At 77.0% G+C, this 23946-nt stretch carries 25 protein-coding genes; 12 read left to right on the forward strand and 13 right to left on the reverse strand.

Annotated features, from left to right (window positions below; translation table 11 throughout):
* Window positions 1-9: 9 nt before the first annotated feature.
* Window positions 10-855 carry an NAD(P)H-binding protein gene (locus K353_RS13345; RefSeq protein ID WP_111553799.1) on the forward strand — a complete coding sequence of 282 codons (846 nt, stop codon included), beginning with the start codon at window positions 10-12 and terminating at the stop codon, window positions 853-855.
* Window positions 856-885: 30 nt separating this feature from the next.
* Here the strand turns inward: K353_RS13345 and K353_RS13350 are convergent, their stop codons facing one another.
* From K353_RS13350 to K353_RS13360, 3 genes are all read right to left on the reverse strand, one after another.
* Window positions 886-1710: an SDR family oxidoreductase gene (locus tag K353_RS13350; protein WP_111553800.1), complete on the reverse strand. Its 825-nt coding sequence runs from the start codon at window positions 1708-1710 to the stop codon at window positions 886-888.
* A 60-nt stretch (window positions 1711-1770) separates the two neighbouring features.
* The gene (gene sigJ / locus K353_RS13355) at window positions 1771-2682 is read right to left on the reverse strand and encodes an RNA polymerase sigma factor SigJ (RefSeq protein WP_111553801.1); all 912 of its coding nucleotides are present in this window, start codon (window positions 2680-2682) and stop codon (window positions 1771-1773) included.
* A gap of 104 nt (window positions 2683-2786) precedes the next feature.
* Window positions 2787-3599, reverse strand: coding sequence for a helix-turn-helix transcriptional regulator (locus K353_RS13360; protein WP_233533553.1), 813 nt, complete (start codon window positions 3597-3599; stop codon window positions 2787-2789).
* Window positions 3600-3673: 74 nt separating this feature from the next.
* Between K353_RS13360 and K353_RS13365 the strand changes: the two genes are divergently transcribed.
* Window positions 3674-5155, forward strand: a complete 1482-nt coding sequence (locus K353_RS13365; protein WP_233533554.1) for an MFS transporter — start codon at window positions 3674-3676, stop codon at window positions 5153-5155.
* A 60-nt stretch (window positions 5156-5215) separates the two neighbouring features.
* On the opposite strand, the gene K353_RS13370 is transcribed toward K353_RS13365, so the two are convergent.
* The 3 genes from K353_RS13370 to K353_RS13380 form a co-directional block, all read right to left on the reverse strand.
* A complete protein-coding gene (locus K353_RS13370; RefSeq protein ID WP_111553803.1) occupies window positions 5216-5818 on the reverse strand; it encodes a superoxide dismutase in 603 nt (200 codons plus the stop codon).
* Window positions 5819-6009: 191 nt separating this feature from the next.
* Window positions 6010-6867, reverse strand: a complete 858-nt coding sequence (locus tag K353_RS13375; protein ID WP_111553804.1) for a siderophore-interacting protein — start codon at window positions 6865-6867, stop codon at window positions 6010-6012.
* A gap of 11 nt (window positions 6868-6878) precedes the next feature.
* Entirely contained in the window at window positions 6879-7925 is a 1047-nt protein-coding gene (locus K353_RS13380) for an ABC transporter substrate-binding protein (protein ID WP_111553805.1), read from the reverse strand.
* Window positions 7926-8103: 178 nt separating this feature from the next.
* On the opposite strand from K353_RS13380, the gene K353_RS13385 reads away from it, so the two are divergent.
* From K353_RS13385 to K353_RS13400, 4 genes are all read left to right on the forward strand, one after another.
* Window positions 8104-9138 carry an iron ABC transporter permease gene (locus K353_RS13385; protein WP_111553806.1) on the forward strand — a complete coding sequence of 345 codons (1035 nt, stop codon included), beginning with the start codon at window positions 8104-8106 and terminating at the stop codon, window positions 9136-9138.
* 94 nt (window positions 9139-9232) lie between these two features.
* A complete protein-coding gene (locus K353_RS13390) occupies window positions 9233-10258 on the forward strand; it encodes an iron chelate uptake ABC transporter family permease subunit (RefSeq protein ID WP_111553807.1) in 1026 nt (341 codons plus the stop codon).
* Between the two features lie 89 nt (window positions 10259-10347).
* Window positions 10348-11160: an ABC transporter ATP-binding protein gene (locus tag K353_RS13395; protein ID WP_100837570.1), complete on the forward strand. Its 813-nt coding sequence runs from the start codon at window positions 10348-10350 to the stop codon at window positions 11158-11160.
* 165 nt (window positions 11161-11325) lie between these two features.
* Window positions 11326-11553, forward strand: a complete 228-nt coding sequence (locus K353_RS13400) for a hypothetical protein (RefSeq protein ID WP_111553808.1) — start codon at window positions 11326-11328, stop codon at window positions 11551-11553.
* 130 nt (window positions 11554-11683) lie between these two features.
* Here K353_RS13400 and K353_RS13405 read toward each other — a convergent pair whose 3' ends face one another.
* Window positions 11684-14167 (reverse strand): lysylphosphatidylglycerol synthase transmembrane domain-containing protein, encoded by a 2484-nt coding sequence (locus tag K353_RS13405; RefSeq protein ID WP_111553809.1) that lies wholly within the window; start codon window positions 14165-14167, stop codon window positions 11684-11686.
* A gap of 124 nt (window positions 14168-14291) precedes the next feature.
* On the opposite strand from K353_RS13405, the gene K353_RS13410 reads away from it, so the two are divergent.
* Together K353_RS13410 and K353_RS13415 are read left to right on the forward strand one after the other, a co-directional pair.
* The gene (locus K353_RS13410; RefSeq protein WP_111553810.1) at window positions 14292-14624 is read left to right on the forward strand and encodes a hypothetical protein; all 333 of its coding nucleotides are present in this window, start codon (window positions 14292-14294) and stop codon (window positions 14622-14624) included.
* Between the two features lie 73 nt (window positions 14625-14697).
* On the forward strand, window positions 14698-15192 hold the full coding sequence (locus K353_RS13415; protein ID WP_111553811.1) for an NUDIX hydrolase: 495 nt from the start codon (window positions 14698-14700) through the stop codon (window positions 15190-15192).
* Between the two features lie 51 nt (window positions 15193-15243).
* On the opposite strand, the gene K353_RS13420 is transcribed toward K353_RS13415, so the two are convergent.
* The 3 genes from K353_RS13420 to K353_RS13430 all read right to left on the reverse strand — a co-directional run bounded on the left by K353_RS13420 (window position 15244) and on the right by K353_RS13430 (window position 17491).
* A complete protein-coding gene (locus K353_RS13420) occupies window positions 15244-15945 on the reverse strand; it encodes a class I SAM-dependent methyltransferase (RefSeq protein WP_111553812.1) in 702 nt (233 codons plus the stop codon).
* A 64-nt stretch (window positions 15946-16009) separates the two neighbouring features.
* A complete protein-coding gene (locus K353_RS13425; RefSeq protein WP_111553813.1) occupies window positions 16010-16726 on the reverse strand; it encodes a tyrosine-protein phosphatase in 717 nt (238 codons plus the stop codon).
* Window positions 16727-16792: 66 nt separating this feature from the next.
* Window positions 16793-17491 carry a hypothetical protein gene (locus tag K353_RS13430; RefSeq protein WP_111553814.1) on the reverse strand — a complete coding sequence of 233 codons (699 nt, stop codon included), beginning with the start codon at window positions 17489-17491 and terminating at the stop codon, window positions 16793-16795.
* A 277-nt stretch (window positions 17492-17768) separates the two neighbouring features.
* Here K353_RS13430 and K353_RS13435 point away from each other — a divergent pair, with 277 nt between their 5' ends.
* From K353_RS13435 to K353_RS13445, 4 genes are all read left to right on the forward strand, one after another.
* Window positions 17769-18599, forward strand: a complete 831-nt coding sequence (locus tag K353_RS13435; RefSeq protein ID WP_233533566.1) for an RNA polymerase sigma factor — start codon at window positions 17769-17771, stop codon at window positions 18597-18599.
* Window positions 18596-19495, forward strand: a complete 900-nt coding sequence (locus K353_RS13440; protein WP_111553816.1) for a hypothetical protein — start codon at window positions 18596-18598, stop codon at window positions 19493-19495. The genes K353_RS13435 and K353_RS13440 overlap by 4 nt, the downstream gene beginning before the upstream one ends.
* Before the next feature lie 226 nt (window positions 19496-19721).
* Window positions 19722-19874: a hypothetical protein gene (locus tag K353_RS34325; RefSeq protein WP_158585402.1), complete on the forward strand. Its 153-nt coding sequence runs from the start codon at window positions 19722-19724 to the stop codon at window positions 19872-19874.
* A 63-nt stretch (window positions 19875-19937) separates the two neighbouring features.
* Complete coding sequence (locus tag K353_RS13445; protein WP_111553817.1) at window positions 19938-21527, forward strand: protein kinase; 1590 nt, start codon at window positions 19938-19940, stop codon at window positions 21525-21527.
* A 6-nt stretch (window positions 21528-21533) separates the two neighbouring features.
* On the opposite strand, the gene K353_RS13450 is transcribed toward K353_RS13445, so the two are convergent.
* From K353_RS13450 to tatA, 3 genes are all read right to left on the reverse strand, one after another.
* Entirely contained in the window at window positions 21534-22037 is a 504-nt protein-coding gene (locus K353_RS13450; RefSeq protein WP_233533555.1) for a potassium channel family protein, read from the reverse strand.
* Window positions 22034-23410 carry a hypothetical protein gene (locus K353_RS13455; RefSeq protein WP_111553818.1) on the reverse strand — a complete coding sequence of 459 codons (1377 nt, stop codon included), beginning with the start codon at window positions 23408-23410 and terminating at the stop codon, window positions 22034-22036. The genes K353_RS13450 and K353_RS13455 overlap by 4 nt, the downstream gene beginning before the upstream one ends.
* Before the next feature lie 163 nt (window positions 23411-23573).
* Entirely contained in the window at window positions 23574-23849 is a 276-nt protein-coding gene (gene tatA / locus K353_RS13460; protein WP_111553819.1) for a Sec-independent protein translocase subunit TatA, read from the reverse strand.
* Between the last annotated feature and the right edge of the window lie 97 nt (window positions 23850-23946).

Below are 23946 nucleotides of genomic sequence, written 5' to 3' on the forward strand. Positions count from 1 at the left end.
AGTGCGTTCATGATCGTTGTCACTGGGGCCACCGGGAACGTCGGCCGTCCGCTGGTCGGCCTGCTCGCCGCGGCGGGGGAGCGGGTCACCGCGGTCTCCCGGCGGGTGCCGGACAGCGGGTTCCCGGCCGGGGTGGTCCACCGGGCCGCGGACCTGGCCGACTTCGGGAGCCTGGCCCCCGCGTTGGAGGGGGCGGACGCGCTGTTCCTGCTGTTGGCCGGCGAGCTCAACGGCCCCGGTGCGCCGGCCGCCGAGCTGTTGGGGCTGGTGCGGGCGGCGGGGGTGCGGCGGGTGGTGCTGCTCTCCTCGCAGGTCGCCGGGACCCGGCCGGCGGCGCTCTCGCACGCCCGGCTCCGCGAGTTCGAACGCGCGGTCCGGGAGAGCGGGTTGGCGTACACCATCCTGCGGGCCGGGGGCTTCGCCTCCAACGCGTACGCCTGGGCCGAGGGCGTCCGTGCCCGGCGCACGGTGCACGCCCCGTTCGGGGACGTCGCGCTTCCGGTGGTCGACCCCGCGGACCTGGCGGCGGTCGCGGCGGCGGCCCTGCGGGAGGACGGGCACCAGGGGCGGGTGTACGTCCTCACCGGGCCCGAGGCGGTCACGCCCCGGCAGCAGGTGGCGGCGCTCGGCGAAGTCCTCGGCGAGGAGGTCGCGTTCGTCGAGCTCACCCGGCAGCAGGCCCGCGCGCAGCTGGCCCGCTTCATGCCCGAGGAGGTGGTCGACGGCACCCTCGACGTCCTCGGTTCGCCGCTCGCGGAGGAGCGGCGGGTCAGCCCGGACGTCGAGCGGGTGCTCGGCCGCCCCGCCCGGAGCTTCGCCGCCTGGGCCGCGGACGCCCGCCCCGCTTTCCGGTGACGGAGGAGGGGAAGGGCGGGCCGGGGGGGGCTAGCGTTCGGCCAGGTACTCGGCCCAGGTGCGGGTGCCGCGGGCGTGCCCCGGGGAGGTGAGGGCGCCCTCGCGCAGCAGGCGGCCGGCCCGGCCGGGGAGGTGGAGGGGCAGGACGCGGCGGCGGCTGCCGCGGGCGCGGAGCCAGTCGGCGGCGAGGTCGGTGGCGGGGTGGATCTCGGGTCCGGCGAAGTCGGTGGCCCGGCCGACCGGGTCGCCGAGGGCGAGTTCGACGAGGCGGGCGGCGACCTCGGCGGGGTGGACGGGCTGGACGGGGGTGCGGGAGGGCATCGGGAGGACGGGGAGCTTGGCGAGCGGGCGGAGCATGCCGTCCAGGAGCTGCGGGAACTGGGTCGCGCGCAGGTTGGTCCAGCCGAGGCCGGACCCGGCGAGGAGTTGCTCGCCCTGGAGCTTGATCCGGTAGTAGGCCATCGGAACCCGGTCGACGCCGACGATCGAGATGTTGACGACGTGCCGGACGCCGGCCCGCCGGGCGGCCGCCAGCAGGTGGCGGAGGGCGGGCAGGTCGTTCTTCGGGTGCCGCGGGTCGCTGGCGCAGTGGATCACCGCGTCGACGCCGACGAACGCCTCGTCCAGGCCGGTGCCGGCGGTCAGGTCGCCGGTGCGCCAGTCGGCGTCGGCGTCGGCGGGCAGGGCGGCGCGCCGGGTGAGGGCGCGGACGGGACGGCCGGTGGCGCGGGCGTGGCGCAGCACCTCGCGGCCGAGGACGCCGGTCGCGCCGGTCACCAGCAGCGGCCGGTCGGGGGCGGTGGGGAGAGCGGTGGGGGAGACGGAGGGGTCGGTGCGGTCGGTGCGGTCGTTCATGGTCCGGGTTCCTTCCGGGGCGGGGGAGCGGTGGGCCTCTCCTCGGTAGGAACCGGGCGGTCAGCCGTTCTGTGACAGCGCGCGGTGCCGCCGCGCGTAGTGGGCGAGCTTGTCCGGGTTGCGCAGGATGCGGATGCCGGTGACGCCGTCGGGCCCGGCGTCCAGCACGCCGACGGAGGTGAGGTCCCCGCCCTCCCAGCCGAGCAGGACGGGGCTGCCGTTGGCCTCGGCGAGTTCGAACCGGACGCCGTCGGTGAACCGTTCGAACAGGCCGGCCAGGAAGCGGGCCGCGTTGGTGCGGCCGTGCACCGGCCGGAGCGCGGCGCGGACCTTGCCGCCACCGTCCGACCAGACCACGACCTGGGCGGCGAGGAGCTGTTCGAGCTGGTCCAGGGCGCCGTCCGAGGCGGCGCGCAGGAAGCGGCCGAGCAGGGCGGCGTTCTGCTCGGCGTCGACGGGGCCGGGGCCGGGGTGCGGGGTCCCGTCGGCGAGGTGCTTGCGGCCGCGGTGGTAGAGCTGGCGGGCGGCGGCCTCGGTGCAGTCCAGGACGCCGGCGATCTCCCGGTGGCTGTAGGCGAAGGCGTCGCGCAGCACGACGGCGGCGCGTTCGGGCGGGGAGAGCCGCTCCATCATGGTGAGCACCGCGAAGGAGACGGCTTCGCGCTGCTCGGCCCGCTCCATCGGCCCGAGCGCCCCGCTCGCCACCGGCTCCGGCAGCCAGGTGCCCGGGTACTCCTCGCGCCGGGCCCGGGCCGAGGTGAGCCGGTTCAGGCAGAGGTTGGCGACCACCTTGTTGAGCCACGGCCCGGGCGCCGCGACCTGCCCGGGCTCGGTGCCGTGCCAGCGCAGGTACGCGTCCTGCACGGTGTCCTCGGCCTCGGCGGCCGATCCGAGCATCCGGTAGGCCAGCGCGAACAGCCGCTGCCGGTGGCGCTCGAACTCCCGTACCGCGTCGTCGGGTTCCGCGTTCATGGGGCCACGTTAGGGGATGGCCGGCGGCGGAGGGGACGGGGGGAAGGGCGGGAGGGGCCACGTGCGGGGACGGCGGAGGGGGAGGGGGGAAGCGCGGGGAGGGCTCAGGCGGGGAGCCGGAGGCCGATCCAGTCGGCGAGGCCGGTGGTGCCGGACGGGGTGAGGTGGACGACGCGGGGGCTGGCGCCGTGGCGGAGCCAGCCCAGGGCGAGCAGGCGGGCGGTGAGGGCGGCTCCGGCGGCGCCGGCCAGGTGGTGCTGCTGTTCGCTCCAGTCGACGCAGTAGCGGACCAGCGGACGGCGGAGCGGGAGGGCGTCCAGGTCGATGCCGAGCCGGTGCAGGGCGGTCCGGCCAGACGCGGTGAGCCGGTAGTGGTGGTCGTGGCCGTAGCCGGAGGCGCGGTCGTGGACGGCGGTGGCCGGGCGGTGGGTGCCGTCGTGGCCGGTGAGCAGGCGCTGGTCGAGCAGGGCGCCCATCAGGGCGACGCCGAGCCGGCCGGCCAGGTGGTCGTAGCAGGTGCGGGCGCGGCGCAGCGCGTTGGTGGTGCCGCTGTCGCGCAGCGAGGTGATCGGCAGCGGGGGTGCGATCAGGGCGAGTGCTTCCAGCGCGTGACCGACCTCGGGGCCGGCCAGCCGGTAGAAGCGGTTGCGGCCGTGGCTGCGGACGGTGACCAGTCCGGCGTCGACGAGCCTGGCCAGGTGGGCGCTGGCGGTGGGCGCGCCGACGCCCGCCTCGGCGGCGAGGACGGCGCCGGACAGGTCGCGCCCGTCACTGAGCGCCTTGAGCATCCGGGCCCGGGACGGGTCGGCGAACAGGGCGGCGGCCCGGGCGACGTCGGGCTGACCGACGGTGGGCAACGAGGGCGCAGAAGGCGCGGGGGAGGCAGCGGGCGCGGGGGAGGCAGCGGGAACGGGCACGCCTCCAGCCTAGGACGGCCCGGGACGGGCACGGTTCGTCAGGCGGCGAAGTGTTCCGCGCGGAGACTGCCGTCATGACTTTCGTACGGATGACGCGGACGCCCGTCCGGCCGCCGGCGGCGCGGCTCGCCCTGCCACCGCTGGTCGCGCTGAGCCTGGGCCACTTCCTGGTGATGCTCGACGTCACGGTGGTCAACGTGGCGGTGCCGGACGTCCGGGTCTCGCTGGGGGTGGGGGCGGCGGGGCTCCAGTGGGTGGTGGACGGGTACAGCACGGTGTTCGCCGGGCTGCTGCTGCTCGGCGGTGGGCTGGGCGACCGGTTCGGGCACCGGCGGCTGTACCTGGCGGGGCTGGGGCTGTTCGCGGCGGCTTCGGCGCTCTGCGCGGCGGCCGGGTCGGGGACGGTGCTGGTCGGGGCCAGGTTCGCGCAGGGGGCGGGGGCGGCGCTGCTGGTGCCGGCCTCGTTCGCGCTGCTGCGCGCGGCGTACCCGGACGGTGTGCTGCGGGCCCGGGCGGTCGGGGTGTGGGGGCTGGTCTCGGCGGTGGCGTTCGGCGCGGGGCCGGCGGTGGGCGGGCTGCTGGTGGCCGGGCTGGGCTGGCGGTGGGTGTTCTGGGTGAACCTGCCGGTCGCGGCGCTGGCCGCGCTGCTGACGTACCGGTACGTCGGTCCGGCGGCGACGGCGGCGACGGCGACGACGGCGGCGACGGCGACGACGGCGGAGGTGGGGCGGACGGCGGGGCGGTCGGCGCGGCGCGGCGATCCGGCGGGCCAACTGCTGGGCGTGCTGGGCCTGGTGGCGCTGGTCGGGGGCGTGAACGAGGCGGGTGCGCGGGGCTGGGGCTCGCCGTGGGTAGCGGCGGCGTCCGTGCTGGGGGCGGCGGCGCTGGCCGGGTTCGCCCGGGTGGAGCTGCGCCTGGAGCGGCGGTCGCGGCGGGACCCGGGCGGCCGGGTGCCGCTGCTGCCGCCCGCGCTGCTGCGGGACGGCCGGCTCGCGGCGGTGGACGCGGTCGGCCTGCTGCTCAGCCTCGGCTACTACGGGATGCTGTACGTGCTGACGCTGCACTTCCAGCAGGAGCGCCACTACGGCTCGTGGGCGACGGGGCTGGCGCTGCTGCCGTCGGTGGGCATGGGGCTGCTCGCGGCGCCGCTGTCCAGCCGGCTGGCGGCCCGGCGCGGCCCGTACCCGACGATGGCGGGGGCGCTGCTGCTGGGGTCGGCGGGGTTCCTGGGCTGGCTGGCGGTCGGGCCGCACACCCCGTACCCGGTGCTGCTGTTCGCCCTGGCGGCGACCGGTCTGGCGACGCCGCTGACCGTGGTGGCGGCGACCGTCGCGGTGCTGGAGGCGGCTCCGGCGGGGGCGGCGGGGACGGCCTCGGCGGTGTTCAACGTCGCCCGCCAGGCGGGCAGTTCGCTCGGCGTGGCGCTGTTCGGGACCCTGACGGGCACGCTGGGCCCGGTACGCGGACTGCACGCCGCGGCGCTGGTCGCGGCGGCGGCCTTCCTGGGCGCGGCCGCCCTGGCCGGGCGGGCCGGGCGGCGGTCGGGCCGGGCGTGAGGACGACCGGGCCTGAGGGGGCCGGGCGGCGGGGGGAGCCGTCCGCCCGGCCGTCGGTGGTCAGCCCTGGGTGGCTGTGGTGTAGCGGGTGTTGACGTCCTGCCAGTTGACGACGTCCCAGAGGCGGGTGACGTAGTCGGGGCGGACGTTCTTGTACTGGAGGTAGTAGGCGTGCTCCCAGGCGTCGAAGGCGAGGAGGGGGGTGGTGCCCTGGCCGACGTTGCCGTGGTGGTCGTAGACCTGCTCGATGATCAGGCGCTTGCCGAGCGGTTCCCAGGAGAGGATGCCCCAGCCGGAGCCCTGGACGCCGACGGTGGCGGTGGTGAGCTGCTGCTGGAAGGCCTCGAAGGAGCCGAAGTGCCCGGTGATGGCGTCGGCGAGCGGGCCGTCGGGGCGGTCGCCGCCCTCGGGGGAGAGGTTCTGCCAGAACAGCGAGTGCAGGACGTGGCCGGAGAGGTTGAAGGCCAGCGTCTTCTGGAGGCCGACCAGCGAGCCGAACTGCTCCTTGTCGCGGGCCTCGGCGAGCTGGTCGAGCGTCGAGTTGGCGCCGTTGACGTAGGCCTGGTGGTGCTTGGAGTGGTGCAGCTCCAGGATCTCGGCGGACATCGCCCGCTCCAGGGCGGAGTAGTCGTACGGGAGGTCAGGCAGCGTGTAGGCACCCATGGCTGAGCAGCCCTTCTCGGTCGACGGAGGGTCAGTTGCGAGTGCCACCTTATTGCAACTCGATTGCAAGAGCATTGAGGGGGCATCAAGCCGCCGTGGCGGAACGCCGAAGGCCCGCCCGGGGGTGCCGGGCGGGCCTTCGGGGAGCAGCGGGTCGGGACGGGCCGGACCGGCCCTCGGGGAGCGGCGGGTCAGGACGGCTCGGCGTACGCCTCCTCGCGCAGCCGGTCCTCGGAGGCGCCGCGCCGCCAGTAGCCGGAGAAGGTCACCGCGCGCCTGTCGATGCCGCGTTCGCGCACCAGGTGGCGGCGCAGCTCCTTGACGGTGCCGGACTCGCCGGCGATCCAGGCGTACGGGGCGCCGTCAGGCAGCTCGGCCGCGCGCAGGGCGTCCGGCAGCCCGGAGGGCGCGCCGGGCGGGCGCACCAGCCAGCTGATCTCCACGCCGTCCGGGGCGGGCAGGTCCTGGACGTCGGCGGCGTCCGGGACCTCGATCCAGACCAGGGCGCGGGTGCCGGCCGGCAGTCGCTCCAGGATGCCGCCGGCCGCGGGCAGCGCCGTCTCGTCGGCCAGCAGCAGCACGAAGCCGGTGTCCGCGGGCGGCCGGAAGGCCACCGAGCGGTTGTCGGCGACGGCCGGCCCGAGCAGCACCACCCGCGCGCCCGGCCCCGCCGTCGCGGCCCAGCCGGCGGCCGGCCCGGAGGGCGCCCCGCCCGGGCCGTCCCCGGTGCCGTGCAGGGCGAAGTCGACGTCCACCTCGGGCGGTTCGGTCCGCTGCGCGCGGACGGTGTACGAGCGCATCACGGCCCGCTCGTCCGCCGGGAGCGCCCGCCACGCCCCGAACCAGCCCTCGCCCTCCCGGTACGGGAGGAGGGGTTCGTCCTGGCCGGGGTGCGGCAGGAAGAGCGAGAAGGACTGGTCGCGTCCGCCGCTCGCGAAGCCGCGCAGCGCCCCGCCGCCGAAGGTGACCCGCAGCATGGTCGGGCCGAGCCGCCGGGTGCGCACCACGTGCGCCGGGAAGAAGTCGTACTCCTGGGCCTGGCCGGTCATCCGATGGCCCTTCAGCTCAGCTTGCGGGACTTCTGGATCGCGGCGGTCAGGCGCTCGATCAGCGGGGCGAACCCGGCGTACGAGAACCGCGGCACCGCGTCCCACGGGGTGATCTGCTCGGCCTTGACGGCGGGCAGCTGGCCCCAGGAGGGCTTGGCGGTCAGGTCCTTGGGCTGGAGGGCGGTGGAGCGCTGGTCGAGCAGCAGCAGGTCGGCCGGGTACTTGCCGGCGTTCTCCCAGCTCAGGCCCTCGTAGTAGTCTCCGCCGTCGGTCTTCTCCGGCTGGACGAACTCCACGCCCAGCTCGGCGAAGTAGATCAGGTCGCAGGAGACCTTCGGGTTGGAGACGTAGAACAGGTCGGCGCTGCCGGAGCAGGCCATCACCTTGACGCCGCCGGCCGCCTTGACCGCCTGCCGCAGCTCCTCGGACGCCTTCTCGAACCGGGCCTTGGCGTCCACGACCCGCTGCGCCTTGAGGTCCGCGCCCAGCGACTCGGCGAGCTTGGCGTAGTGCTCGATCGGCTGGGTGATGGTCACCCGGCCGGTGGAGACCAGCACCTGCGGGGCGAGCGCCAGGATCTTGTCCTTGGACTCGTCCGGCACGTACCAGTACGCGCCCGGGTCGTACATGTGGGTCACCAGCAGCTCGGGGCGGAGCGCCGCGTACTTCTCGATCGAGAACTCGCCCCAGGCGTTGCCGATGATCTCGACCTTGTCCACGTCCAGGCTGCCGGCCTGCGGGTCGGCCTTGCCGTCGGCGGCCTTGGTCTCGCCGAAGACGCCGACCAGCTGCTTGTCCAGGCCGAAGTCGGCGAGCGCGGCGGCGGCGCCGGTGAAGGCCACCACCCGGCTCGGGACGGTCTTCGCTGTGACGGCCTGCGGGCGGTCGTCGGTGAAGGTCCACGGGCCGCCGGCCACCGTCGAGCCGGACCCGGACCCGGACCCGCCGGACGCCTTCCCGTCACCGGAGGAGCCGCAGGCGGCGAGCACCGCGCCCAGGGCGGTGGCTCCACCCGCGGCGAGCAGGCCGCGGCGGGTCAGGCGGGGGGAAGGCGACATGGCGGTACCTCGGTTCGGGCGGTTCGGAGCAGGGCGGAGCGGCACGTCGGTGGGGGTGCCGAGGTGCGGGTACCCGGCGGCAGCCGCCGGACGTACGCAGGTTAACCTAACCTAAGTACCGGTACGGAGGGTCCCCCGGGGGTCCCGCCGGCCCGCCCCCGACCGATCCGGAGCACCCTTGAGCACCACCGGCTCCCTCCCGATACCCGGCGCCGCCACCCCCGCCCGCCGCGGCTCGCCCCGCGCGCTCGGCCTGGCCGCCGGGCTGCTCGTGCTGCTGGCCGTCCTGGTGCTCAGCCTCGGCCTCGGCGCCCGGCAGCTGAGCCCCGCCGGGGTCTGGCACGGCCTGCTCGACCCGAACGCCCCCGAGTACACCGTCGTCCACCGGATGCGCCTGCCCCGCACCCTGCTCGGGCTGCTCGCCGGCACCGCGCTCGGCCTGGCCGGCGGCGTCATGCAGGCCCTCACCCGCAACCCGCTCGCCGACCCCGGCCTGCTCGGCATCAACGCCGGCGCCTCCGCCGCCGTCGCCACCGCCGCCGCCGTGCTCGGCGTCACCTCCTTCACCGGGTACGTCTGGTGGGCGCTGGCCGGGGCCGCCCTGGTCTCCGTCCTGGTGTACGCGGTCGGCGGCGGACGCGGCGCCACCCCCGCCCGGCTCGCGCTGGCCGGAGCCGCGCTCAACGCCACCCTGTACTCGTACGTCAGCGCCGTGATGCTGCTGGACACCGCCTCGCTCGACAGGATGCGCTTCTGGACGGTCGGCTCGCTGGCCGGCGCCCAGACCTCCACCGTGCTCGGCATCCTGCCGTTCGTCGCCCTCGGCGCGCTGCTCGCGCTCGGCCTGGCCCGCCCGCTCAACGCGCTCGCGCTCGGCGACGACGCGGCCCGGGCCCTCGGGGCCAGGCCGGCCGCGATCCGGGCCGCCGCGATCGTCGCCGTCACCCTGCTGTGCGGGGCGGCCACCGCCGCGTGCGGCCCGATCGTCTTCGTCGGCCTGATGGTCCCCCACCTGGTCCGCGCCCTCACCGGCCCCGACCTGCGCTGGCTGCTCCCCTACTGCGCCGTCCTGGCCCCCGTCCTGCTGCTCGGCGCGGACGTCCTCGGCCGCGTCCTGGGCCGCCCCGGCGAGCTCCAGGTCGGCATCGTCACGGCGGTCCTCGGCGGACCGTTCTTCCTGTACTTCGCACGACGGGGGAAGGCCCGCGCATGACACCCACTCGGATGCGGATTCGGACCCGGCGACCGGCGGTCGGCGGCGGTGCGGAGGCGACGGCTGCGTGCCCGCAGAGCAGGGAGGTCGGGGCGTGAGGACGCTGCGGGTCGGCGGGTGGTCGGTGCGGTACCGGCCGCGGGCGCTGGTGGTCTGCGCGGGGGCCGCGCTGGTCGCGCTGGGGGTGGGGGTGCTGGCGCTCGGGCGCGGGGACTACCCGATCGCGCCCGGCGAGGTGGTGCGGACGCTGTTCGGCGGCGGGAGCGTCGCCGAGGACTTCGTCGTCAACCAGCTGCGGCTGCCCCGGGTGGCCACCGCGCTGCTGGTCGGCGCGGCGCTGGCGCTGGCCGGGGCGCTGTTCCAGACGCTGGTGCGCAACCCGCTGGGCAGCCCGGACATCCTCGGGTTCACCCAGGGCGCGGCCACCGGCGCGCTGCTGGTCGTGGTGGCGGGCGGCTCCAGCGCCGCGCTGGCCGGCGGCGCGGTGGCGGGCGGGCTGGTCACCGGCGTGCTGATCTACGCGCTGGCCTGGCGCGGCGGCGTGCAGGGCGCCCGGCTGGTGCTGGTCGGCATCGGGACGGCGGCGATCCTCACCGGCGTCAACGGCTACCTGCTGACCCGCACCCAGCTGATGGACGCCGCCCGCGCGGTGCTCTGGCTGACCGGCAGCCTGGACGGCCGGGGCTGGGAGCAGGCCCGGCCGCTCGCGGTCGCGCTGGCCGTGCTCGTCCCGCTGGTGCTGCTGGTCTGCGGCCCCGCGCTGCGCGCCCTGGAGCTCGGCGACGACGCCGCGAGCGGGCTGGGCGTGCGTCCCGAGCGGCTGCGGATCGCGCTGCTGGGCGCCGCCGTGCTGCTCGCCTCGCTGGCCGCGGCGGCGGCCGGGCCGGTCAACTTCCTAGCCCTGACCGCCCCCCAGCTGGCCCGCCGGATCACCCGCTCGCCGGGCCCCAACCTGGCCGCCTCGATGTGCACCGGCGCCGCGCTGCTGGTCACCGCCGACTTCGCCGCGCAGCACCTGTTCGGCGACCGCCGGCTGCCGGTCGGCGTGGTCACCGGCGTGCTCGGCGGCGGCTACCTGGTCTGGCTGCTCGCCACCCAGCGCCGGGCCGGCCGCCTGTGACCGGCCGCCCGTCCCCGCGGGTCCCGGCCGCCCGGGTACCGTCCACCCCGTCGTCCCCGTCCACCCCGTCGTCCCGAACGGAGCCCTTGATGGCCCAGCCCGAGCCGCGCCTGGCCGGCCGCGACCTCACCCTCGCCTACGACAAGCGCACCATCGCCGAGGGCCTGACCGTCGACATCCCCGACCACTCCTTCACCGTGGTGGTCGGCCCGAACGCCTGCGGCAAGTCCACCCTGCTGCGCGCGCTGTCCCGCACGCTCAAGCCGGTCGCCGGGCAGGTGCTGCTGGACGGGCGGTCGATCGCCACGCTGCCCGCCAAGCAGGTCGCCCGGACCCTGGGCCTGCTGCCGCAGTCGTCCATCGCCCCGGACGGCATCACCGTCGCCGAGCTGGTCTCCCGCGGCCGCTACCCGCACCAGGGCGTGCTGCGCCAGTGGTCGACCGAGGACGAGCGGGTGGTGGCCGAGGCGATGGCCGACACCGGCGTCGCCGAACTCGCCGACCGGCCGGTGGACGAGCTCTCCGGCGGCCAGCGCCAGCGGGTCTGGATCGCGATGGCGCTGGCCCAGCAGACCCCGCTGCTGCTGCTCGACGAGCCCACCACCTACCTGGACATCGCGCACCAGATGGAGGTCCTCGACCTGTGCGCCCGCCTGCACCAGGAGCAGGGCCGCACCCTGGTCGCCGTCCTGCACGACCTCAACCAGGCCGCCCGCTACGCCACCCACCTGGTCGCCCTGCGCGACGGCCGGCTGGTGGCGGCCGGTCCGCCGCAGGAGGTGGTCACCGCCGAGCTGGTCGAGGAGGTCTTCCGGCTGCCCTGCCGGGTCATCCCCGACCCCGAGACCGGCACCCCGCTGGTCGTCCCGTCCGCCAAGCGCCGGGCCCCCGCCCAGTCCTGAGCCCGCTCCGCGCCGGGCCCCGAACCCGCCCGTACGCGTTCCCGCCCGGGCCCCCGGCCGGTCGGCGGCTCCGGTGGCGGCCCCGGGCGGCGGCCCCGGCGGCGGATTCGGGACCCGCCGCCGGAAAGGCTCGGGTTCCCCGGGGTTCGGCCGGATACTGGCGGTATGCGTGTCAATGCGGAGAACCCGGAGTACCCCGAGGACGAGCAGGACGAGCAGTCCCCGACCGTGCTGGAGGCCCCCGACCAGGACCGGGCGGCGGCCGAGCCGGAGGTGGACGACCTGGAGGTGTTGCGTCAGCGGCGCGAGCGGGGCGCGGAGCCCGCGGACGAGGGCGACGCGGTGGAGCAGGTCCGCGAGGTCGCGCTGGAGGACGAGGACTACCGGGAGTAGCGGCCCGCCGCTCCCCTCGGCCCGCCGCTTCCGTCAGCCCGCCGGCCCGCCGCTCCCGCCGGCCCGCCGCTCCCGCCGGCCTCCCGTGCCCTCGGCCCCGGTGCCCTGCCCCGGTGCCGCCGGGCCCGGCTCAGATCGCCCGGCGGTGCTTGAGCCAGGCGAAGGCCGCCCAGCCCGGCAGCACCGGCAGCATGAAGGTGAGCAGCCGGAACAGCACGACGGAGGCCATCGCACCGGCGTGGTCGATGTGCCCGGTGAACGTCAGCATGGTGGGCATCAGGGCCTCGACCCCGCCCACGCCGCCCGGCGTCGGGATCACGTTGCCCGCCGCGTTCCCGGCCAGGAAGCTCACCGCGACGGCGTTGAAGGCCGGGTCCTGGCCGACCGCCCGGGTGCAGCAGTACAGGCACAGCACGAAGCACATCGACACCAGCAGCTGCCCGGCCACCCCGGTGGCCAGCCGTCCGGGCTGCTGGGCCAGGTCGAGCAGGCGCGGCAGCACCTCGGCGCGCAGCGGCCGCAGCAGGGTCTGGGCGCGCCGCCGCAGCGAGGGCACCGCGGCGACCGACACCGCGACCACCGCGCCGGCCGCCCCGGCCAGCCAGAGCACCCAGCCGCCGGCCGACGGGGCGGACTCGGCCCCGGGCGGGGCGCCGTCCACGCCGACCAGGGCGCTGAACACGGCGAGCTGGAGCATGTGCAGCACCAGGCCGAACAGCTGGCTGACGCCGATGCTGGACATCGCCTGCGCGGTGGGGATGCCCGCGCACTGCAGGTAGCGGGTGTTCAGGGCGAGGCCGCCGACGCCGCCGGGCGCGACCACCTTCACGAACGAGCCGGCCGTCTGGGCGGCCAGCGTGGCGCGGAACGACAGCTGCTCGGGGACGAAGCCGCTGAACGCGAAGGTCGCCACGGGGTAGCTGGCCGCCGCCCAGAGCGCCGCGCCGGCCAGCCACACCGGGTCGGACTGGGCGACCAGGGCGATCGGGTTGCCCTCGCTGCCGAACAGGAACTGCAGCAGCGCGTACCCGACCGCGACGCAGGCGGCGACGGTGAGCAGGGTGCGCGGGCGCAGCCGCTCCAGCCGGACGGGCACGGCGGTGGCCTGCGGCATCCGGCGCTGCACCTCGGCGCGCAGGTCGGCGGTCAGGTTCCGGTGCCGGGCCAGCGCGGCCCGGGTGTCGCGGGCCAGCGCGATCGGTTGCAGCAGCGGCAGCGCGGTGCCGACCGGGCCGGGCCCGAGCACCTCGATCGCGGCCCGCACCGCCCGTTCCGGCCCGGCGTGCACGGCCAGTACGGCGAGCAGCCCGGCGACGTCCAGCCGCAGCAGCAGTTCGCTCGCGGCGATCTCGCCGCGGGCCAGCCCGACCAGGTGGACCCGGCCCTCGGCGTCCAGCAGCACGGTGGCCGGGGAGAGCGAGCGGTGGGCGATCCGGCGCCGCTGGAGCAGCGCCAACTGCTGCCAGGCGTCGCGCAGTTCGGCGTCGGTGGGGCCGTCGGCGAGGTCGCCGTACGGGACACCGTCGGGCGGGACACCGTCGGACGAGTCGTCGCCGGGCGCGGTCGGCTCGGCGAAGAGTTCGGCGAACGGCCGGGCGTCGATCCGCCGGTAGGCCACCAGGGCGGCGTCCGGGCCGAGTTCGACCACCGCGACGGGCAGCCGGGTGCGGGCCCCGGCGGCGGACGCGGCGTGGCCGAGCAGGGTCTGGTGCTCCAGCCCGGCGCGCAGCGGGCGCAGGCCGAGCGGGCGGGGCGCGGTGCGCAGCCGCAGCGCCAGCCACAGGTGGCCGAGCAGCCCGCTGGCCTGCGCGTACCGGTCGAGCAGGTGGACGTCCAGGTCGGGGCGGCCGTCGTGCTGGGTGACCAGGTAGCGGCCGGTCCCCAGGGTGAGCACGGTGTCCGGGCGGACGCCGGAGCCGGCCAGGGCGGTGGCGATCTGGCCCTCGGTGGGCGAGGCGACCGGCTCGCCGACGGCGTACCGGGCGGCGTGCGCGGTGGTCCAGCCCAGCAGCAGGGCCAGCGCCAGCGACAGCGGGGTGGCGTACCCGGTGATCAGCCCGGACAGCCCGGACAGCCCGAGCGTGACGCCCAGCGCGGTGCGCCAGCGCCGCCGCCCGGCGGTGCCCAGGGCGGTCATGAAGGCCAGCACCGGCGCGAGGTGCCCGTAGACCGGGTCGGTGCGGCCGGGGCCGACGGGCAGCGGGTGGGTGAGGGTGGCGAGGTCGCCGATCAGCAGGTCCAGGCCGAGCGAGAGGCCGTAGGCGAGGACGGCGGCCAGGACGGCGTCGGCGACCCGGCGGCCGTCGGCGCGCAGCACCCGGTCGACGGCGAAGCCGAGCGGGACGGTGAGCAGCGCGGCGCCGCACAGCGCGGCGGTGAGCTTGGCGGGCGGCCAGGGCAGCAGGTCGAGGCCGCGGGCCACGTCGCTGTCCAGGCCGAAGACCGAGGACCGGGCGTACCCGGCCAGCAGCAGCACCAGCAGGATCCAGCAGACCCCGGCGACCAGCCGGATCAGCGCGGCGGGGTGGCGGACGCGGTCCGCGCGCCCGGCCCGCGCCGGGGGCGGGGTCGTCCGGGACTCCTCGGATTCGTCGGCTTGTATCACCGTGGCCACGCGGCATCGTCCCACACCGCCCCGTCCCGGTCCGGCCGTTCCGGCAAGGGTGCCGGTGCGCCCGGGTGTACACGCGTCGATAACGGGCATATCGGACTGATGGGGGAGTGAAGGGAGATCGACGATGACCGAGCGATCGACCAACCGATCGACCGACCGGACGGCCATGCTCCGCCGGGGCACCCGGGAACTGCTGGAGCAGCGCGGCATGGCCGCCGATCCGGCGCCCCTCGCCCCGCCGCCGCAGGCCGGCGGAGCCCGTGCCGCCCGCACCGGCCCCCACCACGGCGACGAGCCGTTCGGCCACGGCGACGAGCCGTCCGGCCACGGCGGCGAGCCGTTCGGCCACGGCGGCCACCGGACGCCCGCCGGGGTCGGCCCGGCCGGCGGGTCCGCCCCCCACCCCGACCTGCCGGGCCACCGGCACCGCGGCGCGGAACGGCACTCGGCGCACTGAGACGCCCCGGCGGACACCCCGGCGCGGGTGGGAGAGTGGGGCCGCAGATTCACGCCCCCGCCGAAGGAGCGCCATGGCCGACACCCCCGAGTTCGCCTCCCGCGAGGAGTGGCTCGCCTCCCTGCACCGCGTCTACGCCGCCGCGGGCTGCCTGATCACCGACCCCGACGGCCGGGTCCTGATCGTCAAGCCGGGCTACCGCCCCGGCTGGCAGTTCGTCGGCGGCACCGTCGACCTCGGCGAGGACCCGCGGCAGTGCGCGACCCGCGAACTCCACGAGGAGACCGGGCTGCACCGCGAGGCCGGCGACCTGCTGACCGTCGCCTGGACCAACCCGAGCGGCGAACTCGACCACCCCGCCTGCCACTTCCTCTTCGACCTGGGCGTCTTCCCGGCCGACACCCCGATCACCCTCCCGCCGGGCGAACTCGACGCCTACCGCTGGGCCCCCGTCCCCGAGGCGCTCGCCCTGGTCGGCCCGGCCCGCGCCCTGCGCCTCGAAGCGGCCCTCGCCGCCCGGGCGGACGGCCGCACCCGGGTCGTGACCGCCCCGAACTCCGGCTGGTGACCCCGGCCGGTGACCGACCGCGCGGCCGGGACGCCCCCGCCCGCGCTCCTGCTACGGCTGCTCGCTCCGCCAGACGTACGCCGCCGAGACCGGCTGGCCGCGGTGGCGCTCCCACTTGGGCTTGAGGGCCGTCCACCGGTCGCCGACCACCTCCTCGCGCATCTCGGCGAGCCGCCAGCCCGCCGCCAGCCCGGCCGTGAGGTGGTCGCTGACCAGGTGGACGTGGGTGGTGATGGCGATCGGGCCGTCCGGGCCGTCGTAGTGGGTGGGCATGCCCGCGGCCATGATGAAGGCGGGGTGCAGGCCGACCAGCACGAACAGGCCGCCGGGGCGGACCAGCCGGTGGGCCTCGCGGTAGAGCGGGCCGAGGTCGGGGAGGTGCTCGTCGACGAGGGAGCAGGCGGCCAGGTCGTAGCCGCCGGAGGCCAGGCCGGTCGCGGCGAGGTCGCCCTCGACCAGCCGCCGGTGCGCGCCGCGCCCGCGGGCGCGGGCGAGCATCTCGGGGGTGAGGTCGACCCCGTCCACCGCGCCGACGCCGCGCCCGCGCAGCCAGGCGCCGGTGCGGCCGGTGCCGCAGCCGAGGTCGACGGCGGTGGCGGCGTCGGCCCAGCGCGGGACGGCGAGCGCCGCCAGCACGTCGAGGTCCATCGCGTCCTGCACGGTGCTCTCGTAGCTGTCGACCCACCCGGCGTAGCCGGTCCGGACGTCGACGGTGGGATAGCCGCGGGTGTCGAACAGCGAGAAGTCCGTCATGCCGGGCAGTATGCTGCGCCGCCCGGCCGCGCCGCGAACGATTAAGCCGCGCCCCGGTCCGGGCTCAGCCCAGCAGCCGGGCCCGGACGGCGGCGACGTCCCCGGCGGGCAGCCACCGCTCGGCGTCGAACTCGGCGAGCACCTCGTGCAGCGCCCGCTCGGGGGTGGTGTCGGCGTCGGCGAGGACGCGGGCGATGCCGGCCTCCTCCTCGGGGCGGTCGAGGAGCGCCCACATCGGCCGCAGGTTGGCGGCGGAGAGCAGGTAGTCCTCGGCGATCGCGGCGGGCGTGGCCCCGGCCAGGGCGAGCAGGACCAGGGCGGCCAGGCCGGTGCGGTCGCGGCCGGCCCCGCAGTGCACCACGACGGCGCCGGGGCGGGCCCGGGCGACGGCGGCGACCAGCTCGGCGACGGCCGGCCGGCAGTGGTCGAGGTAGGGGCGGAACGAGAGCGGGGTGCCGTCCAGGGCGCCGAACCGGGCCCACCAGCCGGGCCCGGCCAGCGCGTCGAGCGGGACGCGGACCAGGTCGACGCCGTCGGGGGCGGGCAGCAGCGGCCGGTACTCGGCGGCGTCGCGCAGGTCGACGACGGTGCGCACGCCGTACTCGAGCAGCGCGTGCTGGCCCTCGGAGGTGAGCCGGTCGAGGTTGTCGGCGCGGACCACCGCGCCGGTGCGGGTGCGCCGCCCGTCCCGGGTGGGCAGCAGGCCGAGGTCGCGGACGTTCAGGCAGCCGTCCCAGTCGAGCCGCCGTTCCTCGTGCGCCGCCACCGTCGTCCCCGTCATGTCCGCCCCCCGCGGTTCGTCCCGTGCGCCGCACCGGTGTTCCGGCGCACCGCCACTGACAGGGACTCAGCCCGCTCCGGGATGGTTCCCGTCCTCGGGGCGGCGGAACTCCCAGAGCGTCCGGCCGAGCGTGTCGAGCGCCCGGACGGTGTGGAAGCGGGCGTCCCGGACGGAGAGGAAGCCGCGGGCGGCGCCCGCCAGGACGGCCTGCGCGGCCGGGTCGTGCCGGCTCCACGCGCCGTGCAACTCCAGTGCCCAGCCGGTCAGTTCGGCACGCTGGATGCGGGCCAGGCGGGCGGCGGCGAGGGCGCCGTTGACGCCGTCGAGCTCGGCCTGGCCCAGGTACCGCTCGCGGTCGTCGGCGTCCAGCCGGCGGCGCAGTTCGGGCAGCGCGTAGCCGCGGACGGCGGCCACCGAGTCCTCGACGGCGATCAGCCAGCGCGGACCGGGCGCCACCTCCCACCAGACCTCGCCGCCGACCGGCAGCAGCTCGCCGATGTGCGAGTGCCAACGCTCCAGCCCGGTCGGGGAGTTGGCGTCGGGGCGGATGCTGCGCCGGTCCCAGGCGGCCTTGTCGGTGACGGACAGGTTGACGGTGTACCGGACCCGCCCGTCGCCGGCCACCGCGTGCACGCCGAGCACCGCCCAGCGCTCGTGGTCGGGCAGCGAGAAGGAGTGCCGCCAGCCCTGGAAGCCGAGCGCGCGCAGGGCGGGCGCGAAGTGGTCGCGGATTCCCGTCGTGTACAGCTCCTGGGCGGTGCGCATGCCGGTTCCCGGCCTCCTCGTCCACGGGTGGAATCGGGGTGGATTGCCCCGTATTTGCACGGTATGGCGGGTGGACGGGGGCGGACCGCGGGCGAAGGACAGCGGTGGGCGGGACGAAGGTCGGTCCGGCGCGGGCCCTGCGGCCCGGGACGCGGGGCCGGGCTGACGGCCCGTCGGGTCGGGTCGGCCCCGCGCCGGGCGGGCCCGGTTCCGCCACCGGTCCGTCACCGGCCGGGCCGCGCCCCGGCGGTGGGAGCGTTCCCCCGGATGGCGCATGATGTGGCGGGTGCACAGAGCTGAACACCACGGGGCGGACGACGGGGAGCGGCTCGACCGCCCCTCCGGACCGGACCGTCCGCCCGCCCGGCGGGCCGACCTCGCCGCGGCCGTCCGCGCCGCCCAGGCGGGCGACGAGGAGGCGTTCCGGGTGCTGTTCCGGGCCGTCCAGCCGGGGCTGCTGCGCTACCTGCGGGTGCTGGTCGGCGGGCGGGCCGAGGACGCCGAGGACATCGCGTCCGAGGCGTGGCTGCAGATCGCCCGCGACCTGCCGGGCTTCCGCGGCGACGCGGACGGGTTCCGCGGCTGGGCCGCGACGGTGGCCCGCAACCGGGCGATGGACCACCTGCGCCGGGTGCGCCGCCGACCGGTCGCCGACCTGCCGGTGGAGTACCTGGCCGAACTGGCCGCCGCCGAGGACACCGCGGGCCAGGCGATGGCCACCGTCGCCACCTCCGACGCGCTCGCGCTGATCGCCTCGCTGCCGCCCGACCAGGCCGAGGCGGTGCTGCTGCGGGTGGTGCTCGGACTGGACGCGGAGAGCGCCGCGAAGGTGCTCGGCAAGCGCTCCGGCAGCGTCCGGATGGCCGCCCACCGCGGGCTCAAGCGGCTGGCCCGGGTGCTGGAGCAGAGCGGGGGAGCCGCCGCCGGGGTGCCCCGCCGGGCGGCCGGGGGCGCAGCGGGCGGGACGACCGGGGGAGCGGCGGGCGGAGCCGCAGGTGGGACGGCCGGTGACGGGGCCGGGGGAGCGGCCGGGGGAACGGCCGGGGAAAAAGTTTCCGCGCGGGGTGTGACACCGGCGCAGGTGCCGACGCTGAAGGACATGAGATGAGCACCAACCGATCCCGCCGGATCGATCGCGCCGCCGCCGAGCACCTGCTCGGCGGTGCCACGGTCGACCCGGAGGCCGGTCAGGACCCCTCCGCCGGACGGCGGTCCGCGCCCGGACGGCCGGAGCTCGCCGCCCTGCTCGCCGCCGCCGCGACGGGCGCGGCGGCCGGCGACGGCCCGCTGCCCGGCGAGGAGGAGGCCGTGGCCGCGTTCCGGCGGGCTCGTCACCAGTCGGCCCCGACGCAGCACCGGAGACGGAAGATGGCGGACACCGCGCTCGCACGGGCGCTCAGCGCGAAGGCCGTGGCCGTCGCGCTGGGGGTGACCGCCGTGGGCGGCGTCGCGGTCGCGGCCGGACACGGCCGGCTGCCGGAGGCCCTGGGCGGCCCCGCCCCGTCCCCGTCCCCGGCGGCCACCGGCAGCGCGCCCGCGCCCGCGCCGTCCGCCCCCGCGCCCGCCACCGCGTCCGGGAGCCCCGGGGCCGAGCGCACCGGCCGGCCGCCGACGGGCACCCCCCGCCCGGGCGGCAGCCCGACCCGGCCCCCCGCGCCGTCCGCCACCGGCCCGGCCGACCTGCCGGACCTGGTGCGGCTGTGCGAGGGCTTCGCCGGGCGGGTCGCGTCCGGCAGCCGGCCCCGGGAGGCGGCCGTCGTCCCGGAGCTGGCCGAGCTGCTGAAGGCGGCCGGCGCCCCGGAGAAGGTGGCCGGCTTCTGCGCCCTGCTCGCCGCGCACGGCTGGGACCAGCCGGGCGGGGAGGGCCGCGGCAGGCCCTCGACCGCCCCCGGCCGGTCGAGCGCCCCGGGCCCGTCCGCCCCGTCCCGGCCGTCGTTCCCGGCCGGCCGGTGGGGGCGCACCGGGTCCGACCGGCCGTCCGACGGGGGGAGCGGCCAGGACTGACACCGAGACTCCGGACGGACGACGGGCTCCCCCGGGCCCCCGTCCGTCCGGGACAGCTCCGACCGGCCGAAGACTCCCCCGGGTCCGCCGCCGGTCGGGGAACCGCTCCGGACGGGCGGCCGGGCTCCCCCGGGTCCACCGTCCGTCCGGGGCCCGGCCCGCCCGTACCGCCCGAACACCCTGGAGCCACGGTGACCCACCGACCGCACCTCCGGGCGAGCTCGCGATGACCTTCCCCCGCACCTCGCCCGCCGCCGAACGCGCCGCCGCCCGCGCCGCCCGCCGCACCCTGGGCGGCGGCCCGCCGCGCGGGGCCCGCGCGCTGCTCGCCGCCGCCCTGGCCGCCCTGACCGCCGCCCTGCTCGTCCAGCGCCCCTGAACCGGCCCCGGCCGGGCCCGCTATGGTTCACGGGTTGCCGGACCGAGGTGGAGGGAACATCCGATGATCGGACGCGCGCTGAACGGGCGCTACGAACTCGGCGAGATCCTCGGCGTCGGGGGCATGGCCACGGTGTACCGCGCCCTGGACCACCAGCTGGGCCGCCCGGTGGCGGTCAAGGTGCTCAACGGCGGCCTGGCCGACGACCCGCGGTTCGCCGAGCGGTTCGCCCGCGAGGCCCGGTCGGCCGCGCTGCTGGCGCACCCGCGGATCGTCACGGTCTTCGACTCCGGCGTCGACCAGGGCTCCCCGTACCTGGTGATGGAGCTGGTGCACGGCGCGACCCTGGGCCGGGTGATCGCCGAGCAGGGCGTCCTGCCGGTGGAGCGCGCCGCGGGCACCGCCGCCGCGGTGCTGGACGCGCTGGCCGCCGCGCACGCCCAGGGCCTGGTGCACCGGGACATCAAGCCCGGCAACATCATGATCACCCAGGACGGCGGGGTGAAGGTCGTCGACTTCGGCATCGCCCGGGCCGGCTCCTCGGCCGGCCAGCAGCTCACCCAGACCGCCTCGGTGCTGGGCACCGCCGCCTACCTCTCCCCGGAACAGGCCACCGCCGGCCAGGTCGACGGCCGCGCCGACCTGTACGCGGTGGGCTGCGTGCTGTACGAGATGCTGGCCGGCGCCCCGCCGTTCACCGCCGACACCCCGGTCGCGGTGACCTTCAAGCACGTCACCGAGTACCCGCTCCCGGTCTCCGCGCACCGCCCCGACGTGCCGCCCGCGCTGGACGCCGCGATCCTCCGGCTGCTGGCCAAGCACCCGGACGAGCGCCCCGCCGACGCGCGGTCCGCCGCCGCCGAACTGCTGGCCGCCGTCCCGGCCGGGCCGGTCGACCGGGCCGCCGAGCTGCTCGGCGGCGCGACCCGGGTGCTGCCGCCCGTTCCCGCGACCGCCTTCCCCGCCGCCCCGCCGCCGTTCCCGGCCCCGCCGCAGCAGCCGCAGCAGCCGTGGACCGAGCCGCAGCGCACCTCGGTGCTGCCGCCGGTGGCGGCCCCGCTGCTCTCCCCGTCCCGCTTCACGGAGGAGGAGCCCGCGCCCCGGCCCGGCCGCAACCCGCTGGTGTACGCGGGCGTCGGCGCGGCGGTGTTCGTCTGCGTGGCGGGCATCGTCGCGTTCTCGCTCAGCGGCGGCGACCCCGCCCCGGCGGCCGCGTCCACCCCCGCGCCGACGGCCGCCGCCGCCGCGGCCCCGCCCCCGTCGCGGTCCCCGTCGCCGTCGGCCTCCCCGTCCCCGTCGCCGTCGGCGTCCGCGTCCGGCAAGCCCAGCACCTCGCCCAAGCCCTCCGCTTCGCCCAGGGGCGGCGCCCTGGTCGGCCAGCTCGCCCAGCTGCGGGCCGACGTGGCGCAGGCCGAGTTCAGCCGGGACCGGGACAAGCAGGACGACCTGACCGGGCTGCTGGACGAGGCGACCCGGGCCGTCAACGACCGGCACCCGTCCGACGCCGAGGACTCCCTCAAGGACGCCCAGAAGCTGGTCCGCGACCTCCAGCGCCACAAGGCCGCGGCGGCCCCGCTGCTGGCGGGCTGGCAGGTCCGGCTCGGCGCCCTGGTCGCCGCGGTGCACGCCCAGGCCGCCCAGCAGGACGACTGACCCGCGCTACTCCTCGTGCCGGGACCGCCGTACCGCCCGGGTCCTCACCTGCCGGGTCAGCGCGGTCACGCCGGTGGTCAGGAAGACGAAGGTGTACAGCAGTTGGAGCATCACCACGACCCGGGCGGCCTGCCCGGCCGGGTGGATGTCGCCGTACCCGACGGTCGCCATGGTGATCACCGTGAAGTACAGTGCGTCGATCTTGGTGGTCAGCCCGTCCAGTTCGCCGGGCTGCCGGGACATCCCCAGGTAGGCGGCGGCGAACACCACCAGCGCGCCGCACAGCAGGGTCAGGATGCGCGGCACCGGGTGCCGGGACCGCCCGAGCACCTGCATCCGCGCCTCGCGCAGCAGCCCGACGCCGAGCACGGCCAGCAACGTGCCGAACACCGTCCAGCTGACCGCCGCGTGGTGCGGCCCGAACCAGCCCAGCGGCACCGTGAAGTAGGCCGTCAGCAGCAGCACCGGGCCGCCCAGCAGGGCGAGGTACGTCCGGGCCGCCTCCCTCACGCCGGTGCGGCCTTCTCGCCGGCGGGCGGACCGGCCGCCGGTCCGGGCGGTCCCGGCGGCCCGGTGGGCGGCCGGGCCGAGCCGCCGGCGGGGGCGTCGGCGGGGGCGTCCAGGAACTCCAGCACGGCCAGGAAGGCCAGTAGCACCAGCGCCATCCACAGCACCACGGCCGCGGTCGGGTAGCTCCAGGTCAGCAGCACGACGGCGGCGACGACGACCGCGCCCCAGCCCAGCCAGGACTTCCAGCGGTGCACGAACCGGCCGACCGGGCCCAGCCGCAGGCCGAGCCCCTCGGCGGCCTGCCGCACCGCGCCCAGGCCGGAGCCCCACAGCCGCCGCACCCAACCGGCCCGCCGCCCGGGTCCGGTCAGCCAGGCGGCCAGCGCGATCACCACGCCCAGCGCCAGCACCATCCGGATGCCCGCCCGCAGGTAGCGCACCAGGGTGTCGTACACCGCCATCGCGGCGGCCTGGTCGACGTCGGCGGGCAGCTTGTCCAGGTAGACCGTCCGGAACACGCTCAGCCCGGCGCCCAGCAGCACCGCCCCGGCGGCCATCCCGAGCGCCGCCGCGACGGTGGCCGGGCGGGGCCGCACCGCGAGCAGGATCCCGCCGACCGCGCACAGCACCGCCAGCACCGGCACCCAGAACCCGGCCAGGTCGAGCACCCGCAGCCCGGTCTGCGCCTTCCGCACCGCGTCCGACTGCACCAGCGTGTAGTCGGTGTGCACCTCCGGGATCTTCGAGGCCAGCCCCAGCCCGTTGGCCACCAGCTGGTCCTTCACCGCGGCGATCACCGGCGCCAGGTCCAGGCTGACGGTGTCGCCCCGCACCTGCACCGCCCCGCCGCCCTGCCCGGTCAGCACCTTGTCGAACGCGGCGTGCGCGTTGCGCAGCACGCCGGTCCAGAGGGCGGCGAAGGCGTCGGACCGCACGAACCGCAGCACCTGGTCGTGGACGAACCCGGTCAGCCCGCTGGTCAGCGCGGGGCCCAGCCGGCCCAGCGCGGCGTCCAGCAGCGGCCGGTCGGCGGGGGCGGCGTCGTTCAGCAGGTCGGTGATCGGCAGCTGCTGCATCACCGCGGTGGTCACCCGGTCGGTGAGCGCGTTCTGCACCGACGGGTCGGAGGCCAGCGGCGCCATCGTCGACACGAACCGGCCGGTGTCGGTCACCTGCGACTTGCTCCACGCGGCGACCACCCCGAGCGGGGTGAGCACCGCGGCCAGCACGATCAGCAGCACCGCGAAGAAGGACCGCACCCGGTGGTGCTCCCGCCGGGGCGCCCCCTGCTCCCGGTGCTCCCGGTGCTCCAGGACGGCGATCCGTTCGCGCAGCTCCGCGAGTTCCCGATCGCCCGACGGGTCCGCCGCCATCCGGTGCCTCCCAGGTGATCCGCCGTCAGGTGAATACCAGGAGATACCAGAACAAAACGGTCAGCCACCCGGGTGCGGCGACACGCCGGAGCCCCCGGTCCGTCGGGGCGACGGGCCGGGGGCTCCGGTACGGCGGGCGGGTCGGCCGGGGGCCGACGCGGCGTCAGGCCGTGGTCGACTTCGTGGTCGTCTCGGTCGTCTTGGTGACGACGACCGGCTCGACGGCCGGGCGGACCTGCTCGGCCTGCGAGGCGGCGGTGCCGTTCTGGGCCTCGGCGGGGGCGTCGTCCTCGCGCAGGGCCTTGGTCTCGGCCTTCAGGATGCGCATCGACTTGCCGAGACCGCGGGCCATCTCGGGGAGCTTCTTCGAGCCGAACAGCAGGACCAGCACCACCAGGACGATGATGATGTGCCAGGGCTCAAGACCGTTACGGAACATCCCTGACCACCGGTCCTTTCATGGAAGTTCTCGCTGTGACGTCTGGGTCGGACGGAACGCCCGACTCGGCCAGTATGCCTGGCCTTGTCGGCGAACG

The organism is Kitasatospora sp. SolWspMP-SS2h (assembly GCF_003259315.1).
Classification (GTDB): domain Bacteria; phylum Actinomycetota; class Actinomycetes; order Streptomycetales; family Streptomycetaceae; genus Kitasatospora; species Kitasatospora fiedleri.

Bases quoted from the DNA above. Each gene is read 5' to 3' on its own strand.
- K353_RS13400 (WP_111553808.1), top strand. From the start codon at position 11,326: ATGCGTGTCAATGCGGAGAACCCGGAGTACCCCGAGGACGAGCAGGAC.
- K353_RS13380 (WP_111553805.1), bottom strand. From the start codon at position 7,925: ATGTCGCCTTCCCCCCGCCTGACCCGCCGCGGCCTGCTCGCCGCGGGT.
- K353_RS13410 (WP_111553810.1), top strand. From the start codon at position 14,292: ATGACCGAGCGATCGACCAACCGATCGACCGACCGGACGGCCATGCTC.
- K353_RS13415 (WP_111553811.1), top strand. From the start codon at position 14,698: ATGGCCGACACCCCCGAGTTCGCCTCCCGCGAGGAGTGGCTCGCCTCC.
- K353_RS34325 (WP_158585402.1), top strand. From the start codon at position 19,722: ATGACCTTCCCCCGCACCTCGCCCGCCGCCGAACGCGCCGCCGCCCGC.
- K353_RS13370 (WP_111553803.1), bottom strand. From the start codon at position 5,818: ATGGGTGCCTACACGCTGCCTGACCTCCCGTACGACTACTCCGCCCTG.
- K353_RS13435 (WP_233533566.1), top strand. From the start codon at position 17,769: ATGTGGCGGGTGCACAGAGCTGAACACCACGGGGCGGACGACGGGGAG.
- K353_RS13445 (WP_111553817.1), top strand. From the start codon at position 19,938: ATGATCGGACGCGCGCTGAACGGGCGCTACGAACTCGGCGAGATCCTC.
- tatA (WP_111553819.1), bottom strand. From the start codon at position 23,849: ATGTTCCGTAACGGTCTTGAGCCCTGGCACATCATCATCGTCCTGGTG.
- K353_RS13365 (WP_233533554.1), top strand. From the start codon at position 3,674: ATGACTTTCGTACGGATGACGCGGACGCCCGTCCGGCCGCCGGCGGCG.
- K353_RS13430 (WP_111553814.1), bottom strand. From the start codon at position 17,491: ATGCGCACCGCCCAGGAGCTGTACACGACGGGAATCCGCGACCACTTC.
- K353_RS13350 (WP_111553800.1), bottom strand. From the start codon at position 1,710: ATGAACGACCGCACCGACCGCACCGACCCCTCCGTCTCCCCCACCGCT.
- K353_RS13440 (WP_111553816.1), top strand. From the start codon at position 18,596: ATGAGCACCAACCGATCCCGCCGGATCGATCGCGCCGCCGCCGAGCAC.
- K353_RS13425 (WP_111553813.1), bottom strand. From the start codon at position 16,726: ATGACGGGGACGACGGTGGCGGCGCACGAGGAACGGCGGCTCGACTGG.
- K353_RS13345 (WP_111553799.1), top strand. From the start codon at position 10: ATGATCGTTGTCACTGGGGCCACCGGGAACGTCGGCCGTCCGCTGGTC.
- sigJ (WP_111553801.1), bottom strand. From the start codon at position 2,682: ATGAACGCGGAACCCGACGACGCGGTACGGGAGTTCGAGCGCCACCGG.
- K353_RS13375 (WP_111553804.1), bottom strand. From the start codon at position 6,867: ATGACCGGCCAGGCCCAGGAGTACGACTTCTTCCCGGCGCACGTGGTG.
- K353_RS13455 (WP_111553818.1), bottom strand. From the start codon at position 23,410: ATGGCGGCGGACCCGTCGGGCGATCGGGAACTCGCGGAGCTGCGCGAA.
- K353_RS13420 (WP_111553812.1), bottom strand. From the start codon at position 15,945: ATGACGGACTTCTCGCTGTTCGACACCCGCGGCTATCCCACCGTCGAC.
- K353_RS13395 (WP_100837570.1), top strand. From the start codon at position 10,348: ATGGCCCAGCCCGAGCCGCGCCTGGCCGGCCGCGACCTCACCCTCGCC.